The sequence below is a fragment of the uncultured Porphyromonas sp. genome (genome assembly GCF_905372525.1).
Classification (GTDB): Bacteria; Bacteroidota; Bacteroidia; order Bacteroidales; family Porphyromonadaceae; genus Porphyromonas.
Genome location: NZ_CAJPPN010000029.1, coordinates 1 through 14,197, shown reverse-complemented (window position 1 = coordinate 14,197; position 14,197 = coordinate 1). Strand labels below are relative to the sequence as shown.

At 53.8% G+C, this 14,197-nt stretch carries 8 protein-coding genes; all 8 read left to right on the top strand.

Features of this window, described 5'->3' with window-relative positions; all coding sequences use genetic code 11:
- Positions 1–125: 125 nt before the first annotated feature.
- Positions 126–2,702: a Smr/MutS family protein gene (locus QZ170_RS06380; RefSeq protein WP_297178817.1), complete on the top strand. Its 2,577-nt coding sequence runs from the start codon at positions 126–128 to the stop codon at positions 2,700–2,702.
- A 194-nt stretch (positions 2,703–2,896) separates the two neighbouring features.
- Positions 2,897–3,502, top strand: coding sequence for a riboflavin synthase (locus QZ170_RS06375; protein WP_297178815.1), 606 nt, complete (start codon positions 2,897–2,899; stop codon positions 3,500–3,502).
- Between the two features lie 24 nt (positions 3,503–3,526).
- Complete coding sequence (locus QZ170_RS06370) at positions 3,527–4,753, top strand: type IX secretion system plug protein domain-containing protein (RefSeq protein ID WP_297178813.1); 1,227 nt, start codon at positions 3,527–3,529, stop codon at positions 4,751–4,753.
- Positions 4,754–4,845: 92 nt separating this feature from the next.
- Positions 4,846–6,072, top strand: a complete 1,227-nt coding sequence (locus QZ170_RS06365) for a hypothetical protein (protein ID WP_297178810.1) — start codon at positions 4,846–4,848, stop codon at positions 6,070–6,072.
- 162 nt (positions 6,073–6,234) lie between these two features.
- Positions 6,235–7,986 (top strand): phospho-sugar mutase, encoded by a 1,752-nt coding sequence (locus QZ170_RS06360; RefSeq protein WP_297178807.1) that lies wholly within the window; start codon positions 6,235–6,237, stop codon positions 7,984–7,986.
- 93 nt (positions 7,987–8,079) lie between these two features.
- A complete protein-coding gene (locus tag QZ170_RS06355) occupies positions 8,080–8,805 on the top strand; it encodes a 2-phosphosulfolactate phosphatase (protein ID WP_297178804.1) in 726 nt (241 codons plus the stop codon).
- Between the two features lie 175 nt (positions 8,806–8,980).
- Positions 8,981–11,434 (top strand): TonB-dependent receptor, encoded by a 2,454-nt coding sequence (locus QZ170_RS06350; protein ID WP_297178802.1) that lies wholly within the window; start codon positions 8,981–8,983, stop codon positions 11,432–11,434.
- Positions 11,435–11,666: 232 nt separating this feature from the next.
- Positions 11,667–13,724, top strand: a complete 2,058-nt coding sequence (htpG, locus tag QZ170_RS06345; protein WP_297178799.1) for a molecular chaperone HtpG — start codon at positions 11,667–11,669, stop codon at positions 13,722–13,724.
- Positions 13,725–14,197 lie beyond the last annotated feature (473 nt).

The following is a 14,197-nucleotide window of genomic DNA, read 5'->3' as shown; positions in this document are numbered from 1 at the left end:
AGGGAGGTTCCTCTGTGGGAGACACCTCTGTGAGTAGAGGGTACATAGATGCGGAGGGGGCAATAGCCCCCACTCCGTGTAGAGGCTCTTCACGCACTATAAACTAATATACGGTATACTGATATATGGGTAAGACACTGGAGGTCTATCCGCATAACTTCACTGAAAAGATTGGCTACACCGAGGTACAGACGCTACTCTCTGAGTACTGCGCTTCCCCTCTGGGTAAAGAACTAGTACTAGCACTGGAGGCTAGTGCTGACTACGACGAGATCACTAGGGCTCTGGGAGAGACCGCTGAGATGATCAAGATACTCGGGGGGAGTGTGTCTCTGCCCTCACTGGCTCTGACAGACTGCCGGGAGGTGCTACAGCGAGTCCATCCCCTAGGGACGTTCGTCGAGGAAGAGGAGCTCTCAGAGCTCCTACGGATGCTAGAGACGCTGCATGGTGTACACCGCTTCTTCACCGAGGAGCAGTGCACGGGGTCTCGAGCCGACGAGAGTCTCACCTACCACTACCCCTTCCTCACCGAGCTGGTCGAGAAGAGCTCGACCTACCCCAAGGTAGCACAACACCTACGCAGTCTACTCACCGACGAGGGACGGCTAAGAGACAATGCTACGAGAGAACTCCTAGCGATACGCCAGTCAATCCGTGAGACCGAGCGAAGTCTATCGGGGATGCTCCAGCGTATCCTCCAGGGAGCTCAGCGTGAGGGATGGATAGATAGTGGTGTACAGCCTGCTCTACGAGACGGACGCCTCGTGATCCCCGTCGCTCCCATGCACAAGCGTAAGATACGTGGTATCGTACACGATGAGTCTGCTACCGGCAAGACGGTCTACATAGAGCCCATAGAGCTCGTAGAGGCCAACAACCGCATACGTGAGCTAGAGGGAGAGGAGCGGCGAGAGATCATCCGTATCCTCACGGAGGTGACCAATCGTCTTCGTCCCAATATATCCCATCTCCTAGTATCCTACGGAGTCCTCGCTCAGCTAGACTTCATCCACGCCAAGGCTCGTTGGGCAAGTGAATTAGGAGGGATATGCCCTCATTTCGCTCGGCATGCAGAGGTAGAGTGGTACGGGGCAAAGCATCCCCTCCTATTACGTAGCCTCAAGGCACAGGGGCATAGCATCGTCCCCCTTGACATCCAGCTAAAGACACCAGAGGCACGCATTCTCTTGATCTCAGGGCCTAATGCGGGGGGGAAGTCCGTCTGCCTCAAGACCGTTGGGTTACTCCAGTACTTAGTACAGAGTGGTATACCGGTACCTATGCTAGAGCATTCTCGGATGGGGCTCTTTGACAAGCTCTATATCGACATCGGTGATGAGCAGTCCATAGAGGATGACTTGAGTACCTACAGCTCTCACCTGAGGAATATGAAGCAGTTCGTCCGAGGATGCGACGAGCAGAGCCTTATACTCATCGATGAGTTTGGGGGGGGCACAGAGCCGACGATAGGCGGAGCCATCGCACAGGCACTCCTGCACCGCTTCAATGATCAGGGTGCCTTTGGGGTCATCACGACACACTATCAGAACCTCAAGACCTACGCAGAGGAGCATACAGGACTGATCAACGGTGCTATGCTCTATGATCGACATGAGATGCGCCCTCTCTTCCGGCTCTCTATCGGTAGACCCGGGAGCTCCTTCGCCATAGAGATTGCCCGTAAGATAGGACTACCAGAGGAGATTCTCAGGGAGGTCACCGAGGAAGTCGGCTCGGAGTACATCGATATGGACAAGTACCTACAGGACATCATACGAGACAAACGGTACTGGGAGGGGAAGCGACAGAGTATACGCCGAGATGAGCGACTCCTGCAGGAGGCCACAGACCGCTATACCGAGGAGACCGATACCCTGAGGGCTCAGCGTAAGAAGATCCTAGACGAGGCACGCCAAGAGGCTCGACGCCTCATCCAAGAGGCTAATGGGAGGATCGAACGAACCATACGTGAGATCCGAGAGGCTGAGGCCGAGCGAGAGCAGACCCGCCTCATCAGGAAGCAACTGTCAGACTTCGACCAAGAGCTATCCGAAGAGGCGCAAGCAGAGCAACTAGCCTCCGCTAAGAAGGCACAACGAGAGGTAGAGCGCCTACTAGCTCGTCGTAAGCGGCAGACAGAGCGTAAGAGCAAGGAGCGGGAGCTACAGCCGAAGCCTTCGGATGAGACAGCCACACCTGAGCCTCCACGACACCAAGGTACCCTCGAGGTAGGTAGCGTCGTGCATATCGAGGGACAGAAGGCACTTGGGACTATCCTCTCGCTGACCCAGCGTGAGGCCGTTGTCGGCCTTGGGGCTCTGAAGACGACCATTCCCCTCAAGCGACTACATCTAGCGACAGAGGCCGAGGCTCGTAAATATCAGAGAAAGATGACCCCACAGGAGGCCATACGCTCGACACAAATCATAGATCAGATCCACCAGAAGCGACTTACCTTCCGACAAGAGATCGATATCCGAGGCGTCCGAGCAAGCGAAGCCGTGGAGACGGTCGCACGCTTCGTAGACGAAGCTCTCCAGCTAGGAGTCAGTCAGGTGCGAGTGCTCCATGGAACGGGTACAGGTGCTCTACGTGAGTCTATCCGCAACTATTTGGCTGGTGTGCCTGGGGTGAGTGCCTTCCATGATGAGGATGTCCGCTTCGGAGGTGCAGGGATCACCGTCATTGAGATGAATTAGTCGCCCATATCCCTCCCCCCCTATATTCCCCTAGGGGGGCTTCCCCTTCTCGGGGGTAGCTCCCTAGGGGCTGACCTTGGGTGAGGCATTAGGGTGACAGCGAGATGTTTTATCTTTGCGCATAGGTCATCCTTCCCCTCAGCTATAGGAGGATGCCCAAAGATCAACAATACTTAGATACAAAATAAGAAGATATGTTTTCCGGAATAGTAGAAGCCTGTGGTAAGGTCGTCGCATTAGAGCGACATGGTGACAACCTCGACCTCACACTCTCTTGTCCCTTTGCTCGCGAGCTCAAGATAGATCAGAGCATTGCCCATAATGGAGTATGCCTCACCGTCGTCGCCCAGCAGGGAGACACCTACACAGTCACAGCCATCCGTGAGACCCTAGAGCGATCAAATCTGGGGAGACTCCAGGTAGGAGATGAGGTCAACCTCGAGCGGAGTATGCTCCTAGGAGGACGCCTAGACGGGCATATTGTCCAGGGGCATGTAGATATGACGGCTCTGTGCACCTCGGTCGAGGAAGCTAATGGAAGCTGGCTCTACCGCTTCGAGCATCAGACAGACAAGGCTCTGGCTCAGCAGGGATATATCACTGTGGAGAAGGGGTCTGTAGCTGTCAATGGAGTGAGCCTCACGGTCTGTGCCTCCGAGAAGACCTCCTTTGGCGTGGCTATTATCCCCTACACCCATGAGCATACCAATTTCAAGCATATCCGTGTAGGGAGTATAGTGAACCTTGAGTTTGACATCGTCGGGAAGTACCTCTGCAAGATGCAGCAATACGAGGGATGATCCCTACCTCTATACCCACTACCGATGAAGCTCCGCCCCATCCTCTGCGCAGCTCTACTCGCACTATTCCCCTACACTCTCTCGGCGCAAATAGGAGCTGTAGTCACCCAGATCGGGGATACACCAGCGAAGGTTAGCCCCCGCCTCAACATACTCCAGCTCGGCGGACGGGATCAGCTACACATTTCCTTTGATCTCCTAGGAGGAGAGCAGCCACTCCTCTCCTATAGAGTCCGTAGCTATGATGTAGACTGGCATCCCTCCAGCCTCCTACCTATAGAGTATATAGAGGGCTTCGACACTCATCTAATCGGTGCTCCAGAGCCCAGTAGATCCACCCTGATACCCTATGCCCACTATCAGCTTAGCATCCCTAACGAGCAGACGGGGCTCAAGCGATCAGGGAACTATCGGGTCGAGATCTACTCTGAGGACGAGCCAGAGAAGACGTTGCTCTCCATACCGCTAGTCATCGTGGAGCCGTCGTTCTCTGTGCAAGCGCAGGTCACGAGCGAAGCTTGGCAGGACAACAAGGGACAACATCAGCAGATAGACCTACGCGTCTCTGCTCCGAGTACGCAGCCTAGGCTCGATCGAGAGACTAAGGTCATCGTCCTACAGAATGCCCGATGGGATAATGCCGTCATCCTCACCACCCCCTACACCTATACGGGGAGAGAGCTATGCTATGCACAGCAGTATGGAGCTCGGTTCCCTGGGGGGAATAGCTACTTCCGCCTAGAGCATCTCTCAGACCGTACTGCAGGTCTGGGGGTAGAGCGGATCATCTCACTAGATAGTGTCTATCAGCTCCAGCTCTACCCTGTGACTCAATGTAGCCAGCAGGCTTATCAAGCGGAAGAGAGCCATCAGGGACTACAGCTCATACGTATGGCAGGCAGTAGCCACCCAGGGACAGAGGCAGACTACCATGAGGTGCTCATCCAGTTCGTAAGCCCACGGCTAGCTGGTGGGGACGTCGTCCTAGAGGGCGAAGCCTTCCGCTATCTTCCGATGGAGCAACGTACGCTTCGCTATAGTGAGTCGGGACAGCGATACGAGGGGACAGTCCTACTGAAGATGGGCTATCAGGAATACCTACCTCTCTTCAGAGCCTATGGGCAGGATAGGCTCCTCAGCCAACCCACCGTAGGAGATCACTACCAGACCAAGAACCACTATACGATACTCGTCTATCATCGATCACCATCTGATCGGGTAGATCGCCTTGTAGCCGTCTCTGAGCTATAAAGCAAGCATCCCACAGACAAGGCTCTGAGACATAATTACTATCTTTGCCTCGAGATATTTACGATCATTAGTCATTTAAAAAGGAAAGACAGATGAGAAAAGGACTTACATGGGTGGCTCTAGCCTCCCTCACATTCGTGCTATCTGCCTGCGGCAAGTCAGGGAAGGAGCCTGTACCTCCAACTCCTACCCCAGATAAGAAAGTCGAGAGGATCGATGACAAGGATCCAGATGGCAAGAAGGCTCTGGCCGCACCAGTATACTTCCATATCACTAAGGGTACGACGTTCTCACTCCGAGCAAAGGGCTTCACTCCGATCACCCTCATCGGGGCGCAGTCTGGCTCCAAGGACTACACCTATATCGCTGGTGAAGCTGGGGTCGTCGGGGTAGAGGGCTCTATCGCAGCCCTAGAGGTCATTGCGGATGGAGTCTCCGACTTCAAGGTTGCTAAGCCTTCGTCGACTCTTAAACACCTCCTCCTGCTAACTACGAGTTATGGTTCCCGGCCCGTCTCCTCCATCGACCTGACCAATGCCCCTGAGCTCACCTACCTCTGGCTCGCTGGGCATGAGGTTAATCACCTTGACCTCACGAAGCAGACGAAACTCAAGGAGCTTGGCCTGGGAAGCTACGGAACAGGACTTAAGAACTTCAATGGGAAGGAACGCTCCAGCGATTATAAGAAGGTAAGCCTACCTACAAATAATGTACTTGAGGTCTTCATCTCCCGCTCTCCCCTTACCAACCAGAGCATAGATCTAGATAATCTACCCAAGCTAAAGCAATTCCGCGCACAGTCTCCTAGGTTCTCCGAAGTCTCCTTCGACAAGAGTAGAGATCTAGAGGTGGTACTCGTCGATAGACCAAGTGTAGCCAGTGGCTTTAGCCTTGAGCTCGAGAATCACCCCAAGCTTAGGGACATCAGCCTACGCGACACACACGTCACCTCCGTCAAGCTACACAACCTCCCCGCTCTAGGGACAGAGAGTAGCCTAGTAATCGCAGCTGGGACTAAGAAGGTCGACCTAGAGGGTATTCCTCAGGCTATGCTTCCGGTACTCCTAGAGAAATTCTCTCCTGCTACGGTCGAGGAGCTAAAGGTATCAGGGACGAATGTGACTACCCTCAATGTGACCAAGTTCTCCAAGCTCACTAAGCTTAGCCTCAAGGGGACAGGGCTCAGTGAGGCAGAGCTTATCAATACCATCGGTCAGCTCCAGGCTTCCTCTGGACAGCTAGAGATCGAGGCTAGTCGCCTCACGACTAGTGTCCAGAATGCTCTTACGGCAAAGGGCTGGACAGCTAAGAATGACTAACGAGGGCTAGGCTCACACTCCCCAGCCCCCAACTGTCCCCCACGAGGTACCATCTAGGAAGTACCTCGTGGGGGACCTTGTATAGGTAGCCTTATGAAAAACCTTATCTTTGCTCTACATTCGACAATGAGTAATCAGTGACATAATCATAATCCAAGACTCATGGAGCAAAATGAATTCCTAGCACAAGTGCGTGCTAAAGCAACCGGGTGGCTCGCCCCAGGCTACGACGCCGAGACTCGAGCCGAAGTCCAAAGACTTCTAGATAATCCCGATACCACAGAGCTCGTCGAGGCCTTCTACAAGGATCTAGAGTTCGGTACGGGTGGCCTACGTGGGATCATGGGCGTAGGCTCCAATCGTATGAACCGCTATACCGTCGGTGCAGCTACACAGGGTCTAGCTAATTACCTCAAACGAGAGTTCGCCTCTCTCCCTCAGATCTCAGTCGCTATCGGGCATGACTGTCGCAATAATAGTGACGTATTCGCTCGTATCGCAGCCGAGGTATTCTCAGCCAATGGTATCAAGGTCTATCTCTTCGAGAGCCTCCGCCCCACGCCAGAGGTATCCTTTGCGATCCGAGAGCTAGGATGCCAGAGTGGTGTCATGATCACCGCCTCTCACAATCCCAAGGAGTATAATGGCTACAAGGCCTACTGGAGTGATGGCGCACAGATGATCGCTCCCCACGACCGCAACACCATCATCGAGGTGAATAAGGTCACTAAGGTCGAGGACATCCACTTCGAGGCTCGTCCCGAGCTCATCCAGATCATCGGAGAGGACATAGATCGAAAGTTCATCGAGCGTGTCGCTAGCCTATCTGATCCACAGCGGGAGGTCATCGCCCGCCACCACGACCTCAAGATCGTCTATACCCCTATCCATGGTACAGGTGTGCGCATCATCCCGGCAGCTCTTCGGGCGATCGGCTTCACACACATCATCAACGTCCCAGAGCAGGATGTCGTTAGTGGAGACTTCCCCACGGTCTACTCACCCAACCCCGAGGAGCCAGCAGCGCTAGAGCTTGCTATTGCGCGTGCAGAGGCGACTGGAGCCGACCTCGTCCTAGCCTCTGACCCCGACGCTGACCGTATCGGTGTAGCAGTTCGTAATAACGAGGGCAAGATGGTACTCATTAACGGGAATGAGATCTGCGCCCTACTCGTCTATTATGCCATCATGAGTCGTAAAGAGTCTGGCCTACTGCAGAGTGAGGACTACGTCGTCAAGACCATCGTCACGACCGAGCTCATCCGTGCGATCGCTCAGCGCAATGAGGTGACCCTCTTCGACTGCTATACGGGCTTCAAGTGGATCGCAGACGTTATCCGACAGAATGAGGGCAAGCGCCACTATATCGGCGGTGGCGAGGAGAGCTATGGCTTCCTACGCGAAGACTTCATCCGAGACAAGAGCTCTGTATCCGCCTGCTGTATGTTCGCTGAGCTAGCGGCTTGGGCTCGGGATAGAGGCATGTCTATCTACCAGCTCCTACAAAAGGTCTTCCTAGAGTATGGCCTCTACAAGGAGCAGGGGGTGAGTGTCGTACGCAAGGGTAAGACCGGAGCCGAGGAGATCGAAGCGATGATGAAGAACTTCCGTGAGAGCCCTCTCAAGAGTCTCGCAGGGAGCCCCGTCGTGGAGGTACTCGACTATGCCAAGCTAGAGGGACGCTGGCTCGACAAGGATGAGGTCTTCACCCTTGACATGCCGACCACTAGTAATGTACTCCAGTACAAGACGGCCGATGGTACTAAGGTATCGATCCGCCCCTCTGGGACAGAGCCCAAGATCAAGTTCTACATCGGTGTCCGTGGCAAGGTGGCATCCGTAGAGGAGCTCCCCTCGGCAGAGGCAGCTTGCCTAGACAAGATAGCGACCATTCGCCAGGAGCTAGGGATCTAAGCTTCCGCTCTGCATCACACTTTAGCAAAGGGGGCTCTACTACGACCTCATCTGTCGTCGGTAGAGCCTCCTTTGATCTATATACATCGCCCTATGAATATCTATCTCTGCCCCTCGCCAGAGCTCTATTCGCTCTATCATCGTCCCGACACGATCGTCATCATCGTAGATATCTTCCGTGCCTCTACGACTATGGTCACAGCTCTAGGCAATGGGGCTCGTAGTGTCATCCCCGTATCCACGACCGAGGAGGCAGAGACACTTGGTCGTACACTTGACTGCCTCATCGCAGCAGAGCGCAATGTCCAGCGTTGTCCCTTCGCCCAGCTAGGGAATGACCCAGCTGAGTACACAGAGGAGCTAGTCTCGGGCAAGGATATCGTCTTCACGACGACCAATGGTACCCGAGCACTCAATATAGCCAAGGAGCATGGTGTCGAGGAGATCCTCGTTGGAGCATTCATCAACCTTCGCTCTACCCTCCACTATTGCCACCAGCAGGGGAAGGATGTCCTCGTCCTGGCTGCGGGCTGGAAGGGGCAGATGGCACTCGAAGACACACTCTATGCTGGAGCTTTGGCGGCATTCGCTGAGAAGGAGCAGATCGGTAGAGCGGCTGATGATGGGAGTCGTATTCATCGAGATCTATGGCGAGCTTATGCCGAGGAGTACACTCAGCGCATCGACTACATCCAGCAGTCCGAGCACTATACACGGCTCCTGCATGCAGGCTTCGAGTCTGCTGTCCCCTACTGCATGAGCCTTGACACGACCCCTATTATAGCTCGGCTCGAGGGGGATCGCCTACGAGCCCTTTAGCCCATAGCCTCCACCCTTCTCGGGGATCTATCGTCCTAGTCCGATGTAGTCGGGGCGATAGCTTTATCTATAGGGCCTTCGATCCTTGCTCCACTGTCTCTAAAGCACCCAACCTCTAAATTTACCCCCTGCACACGTCTCCTACGGCAAGAATAACCGAGCAAGCTCAGATACAATGAAACGAACTAACCACACATGGTGGATCCTGGCTCTACTTGTAGCCTTTGTCACACAGCCCCCCTTTGCCCAAAGTCAGAATAGAGTCAAGCCCAAAGAGCGATTCCACATAAGAGGGCAGATACAGAGTACCACAGGAATGGGTATCCCCGACTGTAGTGTAGCTCTGTGGAGGAGTCAAGACTCCGTACTCATCTCGGCGAGCATCTCCGGCAGAGGGGGTGACTTTGCATTTGCAGACCTTCCTCCGGATGATTATTATCTCCAGCTGGCACACATGGGCTACGAAAGGCGACGAGTAGACATCTCCCTACATCATGAAGACCTTAGCCTCCCCCCAATTGTACTGCAAGAGCAGACGAACACCCTCTCCGAGATCACCGTAACAGCCAAGCGTCCCCTGATCAAGATGAAAGGCGGAGGGCAGATCAACTACGCAGTATCAGCAGACCCTCTAGCCAAGCACTCTTCGCTCTATCAGATCCTACAGCGAGTACCACTCGTCTCACTCACCAGTGCAGGCATCGCCATCAAGGGAAGCATACCACCGACCTACTACATCAATGGCATCCCGGCCCCACAGCTCAACCAAAATCCTTTCGAAGCACTCAAGGCTATGCGAGCAGATCAGATCCAAGAGATACAGCTGATAACCAACCCTGGGGCTCAGTATGACGGAGACTTTGCGGGTGGAGTCATCAACATCGTGATGAAGCAACACCTTAGCTCATCCCTCACGGCAAGCCTGGGCAGTACGATCAATACGCGCAATCAGTATGGCGGTAATGGCTCGCTCTCCCTGCAACTAGGCAAAGTGGTAGCGCAAGCCAGCATCTCCTATTCCGACCAAAGTGGGTACAAGGAACGTTGGGGACTAGACCGCATAGCCTACAACGATACTCAAAGGCATCACTTCCTCCAAGAGAAGGAGCGTGAGTACGACAGGAATAGTGCGATGCTATCGTCACTCAACCTCTCGTGGAGTCCTAATGCAAGTAATCTCATCAACGCATACCTCAACTATACCAGGCTTAACACTCGTGGTACGGGTCGGCAGACGCACCGCATGCACCACCTGTCGGGAGCACTGAACTACGGCTTTCTCATCAATGAGCGAAGTGATACGGAGTATGAGACTCTTAGCTTCTCCTCTAGCTACCAACGTAAATGGGGAAAGGATGCAACACTACTCCTCATGTACCAGCTCACCGATATGCCCAAGGCTCTGGATGACACCTATTTGGTCGAGCAGCGAATGAACTATACGGGGGATAACCAACGTATGAAGCAGAAGACACACAATAAAGAACATACCCTCCAGAGCGACTTTAGCTACTCACTCTCCCCCATACATAAGCTGAACGTAGGGCTCAAGCATATCATCCGTATAAACAGCAACGACTCCGAGCTCCATCGCCAAGACCTCGGAGGAGCATGGCTGGTAGAGAGCAACCCTGGGGACCGCTTTGCACACCAGCAACGAGTCCTAGGCATCTATGGGGAGTACCAAGTAGTCAAGGAGCCTTGGAACCTCCGCTTAGGACTACGCAAGGAGTGGACACGAGAGAAGGTATCCTATCTCCTACAGCCGAGCGATGACTTCCGCACGAGCTCTGACGACTGGTTCCTTTCGCTACTAGCATCCTACGAGCTGTCGGCATCTAGCACCCTCAGCCTAAGCTATCGAAGCAACATCACGAGACCAAGTATCAGACACCTCAGCCCTCGGTCTATCCTACAAGATCCGTCCTATGTCTACTATGGGAATCCTAAGCTAAGGAGCGAGAAGCACCACACTTGGGGCTCAGAATGGTCGTACACCAAGGAAGAGCTGCTCCTAAACCTCAGTGCTTCGTACAGCTACAGCAATAATGCAATCCAGGCTAACCTCGGGGTGCTACCTGGGGGAGGTATGTATCGCACATTTAGCAATGCAGGTAAGTATCGGGATGCTGGCTTGTCGGGTTATGGATCCTATTCGTTCAGCAAGGTCGTCAGCGCTTCGCTAGAGGCAAGTACCCAATACCGCATACTAGAGGGGGCACTCGCTGGGAGCTTGACCACTAGTCGAGGCTGGACTGGGAGCTTATCCTCAACGATCAACCTAAACCTTCCCAAGGACTATTACCTAAGCCTATATGGGGGCTACAACTTCCCCCACATCTCACTAGAGGGTAAAGGCTACAACTTCTACCACTGCGGGGGCTCCTTGGCGAAGAGCTTTCTCAATGACCGCCTCAACCTATCTCTCACTGCGATCGACTTCCTATGGGGGACGAAGGACTACCATCGAGCCTATCAGACCCCAGACTTCTATGGTAAATCTACGTATCAGAACTATGGCTTCCTGCTGGAACTAGAGGCGACCTACCGCTTCAATACTAAGAGGATCAGTGTCACCAAGGCCTCCAAGAAGATACAGAATAGCGATATAGCGACCTTCGGGGAATAGGTCTCTATGGAGATATACCCCATCATACCTACATAGAGGCTGCGTACGAGGGGGTAGGATATAGCAAGTATCCAAGGTGACGAACCTCCTGCTGGGAGCAAGCGGGACAGCCCCTACTCAGAGAATATATCTAGTGACATAATGACAGAGGCGAGGACAATGGCATTAGCTTTGTCCTCGCCTCTATACTTTTCATGTATACATCAAATTATAGACAAGATAAGACCAACGTATGAGCAAGCAAGGTAAGATCGGGGTAACGAGTGAGAATATCTTCCCCGTCATCAAGAAGTTCCTGTACAGTGAGCACGATATATTCCTGCGCGAACTCGTCTCCAACGCAGTCGATGCCTCGCAGAAGCTACGCACACTAGCCTCGGCGGGCGAATACAAGGGAGAGCTCGGGGAACTAGATGTACGCATCAGCTTCGACCCCGAGGCCAAGACCATCACAGTCAGTGACCGTGGTATCGGGATGACAGCAGAGGAGGTAGAGAAGTACATCAATCAGATCGCCTTCTCGGGAGCAGAGGAGTTCCTCGACAAGTACAAGGATGACAAGGTCGCCATCATAGGTCACTTCGGGCTGGGCTTCTATTCTTCCTTCATGGTCTCCAGCCGTGTGGAGATCCAGACCAAGTCCTATAAGGAGGGCGCAGAGGCTGTCCACTGGAGCTGCGAGGGTAGCCCAGAGTATATCCTAGAGGCTGGCGGTCGCACTGAGCGTGGTACGGATATCATCCTACATATAGATAGTGAGAGCGAGGAGTTCCTATCCCGTGATCGCCTCTCTGCGCTACTGAACAAGTACTGCAAGTTCCTCCCCATCCCCATCATCTTCGGCAAGAAGCAAGAGTGGAAGGACGGTGCCTACGTAGATACCGAGGAGGATAACCAGATCAACGATACTCACCCTGCCTGGACGAAGAAGCCTAGCGAGCTCAAGGATGAGGACTACATACAGTTCTACCATCAGCTCTATCCTCAGACCTTCGAAGAGCCACTCTTCTGGATCCACCTCAACGTAGACTACCCCTTCAACCTCACCGGGATCCTCTACTTCCCCAAGGTGAAGAACCAGATGGAGCTACAGCGCAACAAGATCCAGCTCTATGCCAACCAAGTCTTCGTCACCGAAGAGGTAGAGGGCATCGTCCCCGAGTACCTCACCCTACTGCATGGGGTGCTTGACTCGCCCGATATTCCCCTGAACGTCTCCCGCTCCTACCTTCAGAGTGATGCGCAGGTGAAGAAGATCTCCAATCACATCGCTAAGAAGGTAGCTGATCGCCTAGACGAACTCTTCCGCAACGAGCGTCCTCTCTTCGAGGAGAAGTGGGACAGTCTCAAGGTCTTCGTCCAGTATGGAATGCTGTCTGACGAGAAGTTCTACGAGCGTGCTGTGAAGTTTGATCTGCTCACCGACCTCGAAGGTAAGTACTTCACCCTCGAGGAGTACCGCATCCTCACCGAGAGCGAGCAGACAGACAAGGATGGACAGCTCGTATGGCTCTACACCAACGACAAGGAGGGGCAGTACAGCGCTATCGAGCGTGCCAAGGAGAAGGGCTATTCAGTCCTTTTCCTCGATGGGCCACTAGACGTCCACGCTATCTCTCAGCTGGAGCAGAAGCTAGAAAAGACCCGCTTCGTACGTGTAGACTCTGACTCCATCGCCAAGCTCATCGTCAAGGATGAAGCTAAGGAAAGCCACCTATCGGCAGAGGAGCAGAAGACGCTCTCCGAGATCTTCAAGGCTCGCCTGCCCAAGGACGAGAAGCGTAACTATAGTGTCGTCTTCGAGGCTCTAGGTGCAGAGGCGGATGCCGTACTGATCACACAGGGCGAATTCATGCGCCGTATGCAGGAGATGGCACGTCTACAGCCAGGGATGAACTTCTATGGCGACCTCCCCGAGGGCTACAACGTAGTGCTGAACTCCGACCATGCCCTCCTCTCACGCCTCCTCTCCTCGGAGAAGAGTGAGATCGAGCCCAAGCTCCAGAGCCTACGTACGGAGCTTGCCGAGCAGACAAAGCTCGTAGAGGATGCACGCTCTGCACAGTCTGCCAAGAAGCCCGAGGAGGTCACTGCCACTGAGCGCGAAGAGCTCTCCGCACTAGCTGCCAAGCAGGCTGAGATAGAGGGTAAGATCAATGCTGAGCTCCGGGCCTTCGGTGATCGAGAGCCCCTCGTTGGTCAGCTGGTAGACCTTGCACTCCTAGGTAGTGGACTACTAACGGGTGAGGCACTAGCCGCCTTCATTCGCCGTAGCCAGCAGCTCCTATAGCCCTTTCCTACGAGGTCTCACATCCGACCAGCCCTGTTGGCCTTCGTGTCAGTAGGGCTGGTCTTCTTTCTAGTAACCCCGTTGGGCTGATTAGACCTATTAGATTTATCTGAGCATTAGTCCGGCTCTGTGCTCCTATAATGAACGCCTCGGTCACCTATGTAAGGTGACCGAGGAGCTCTTACCGAGAGCCCATCAGCGCTCTCGGTATGTTCGTTTTCACCTCCTACACTAGAGAGTTAGGAATGCCCATGCACGTGTCGCACTCATGGATAGAATGTGGCATCCCGACGGTGTGGGCAGGGCTGACGCATGAAATCACTATAGTGCGAGGGCAAGGACGTGAAAGAGTATACTCCGAAGATAGAAGTATCTATGTCCTAGGTGTAGAGCCCCCAGCGTATCCCTCCTACCTAGTAGGGATGAGTATACACGTGTGTACACAACTGTATACCCACGTGTACACAACAGTA

Coding starts and splice junctions, on each gene's coding strand:
- QZ170_RS06365 (WP_297178810.1), top strand. CDS start 4,846: ATGAGAAAAGGACTTACATGGGTGGCTCTAGCCTCCCTCACATTCGTG.
- QZ170_RS06380 (WP_297178817.1), top strand. CDS start 126: ATGGGTAAGACACTGGAGGTCTATCCGCATAACTTCACTGAAAAGATT.
- QZ170_RS06375 (WP_297178815.1), top strand. CDS start 2,897: ATGTTTTCCGGAATAGTAGAAGCCTGTGGTAAGGTCGTCGCATTAGAG.
- QZ170_RS06350 (WP_297178802.1), top strand. CDS start 8,981: ATGAAACGAACTAACCACACATGGTGGATCCTGGCTCTACTTGTAGCC.
- QZ170_RS06360 (WP_297178807.1), top strand. CDS start 6,235: ATGGAGCAAAATGAATTCCTAGCACAAGTGCGTGCTAAAGCAACCGGG.
- htpG (WP_297178799.1), top strand. CDS start 11,667: ATGAGCAAGCAAGGTAAGATCGGGGTAACGAGTGAGAATATCTTCCCC.
- QZ170_RS06355 (WP_297178804.1), top strand. CDS start 8,080: ATGAATATCTATCTCTGCCCCTCGCCAGAGCTCTATTCGCTCTATCAT.
- QZ170_RS06370 (WP_297178813.1), top strand. CDS start 3,527: ATGAAGCTCCGCCCCATCCTCTGCGCAGCTCTACTCGCACTATTCCCC.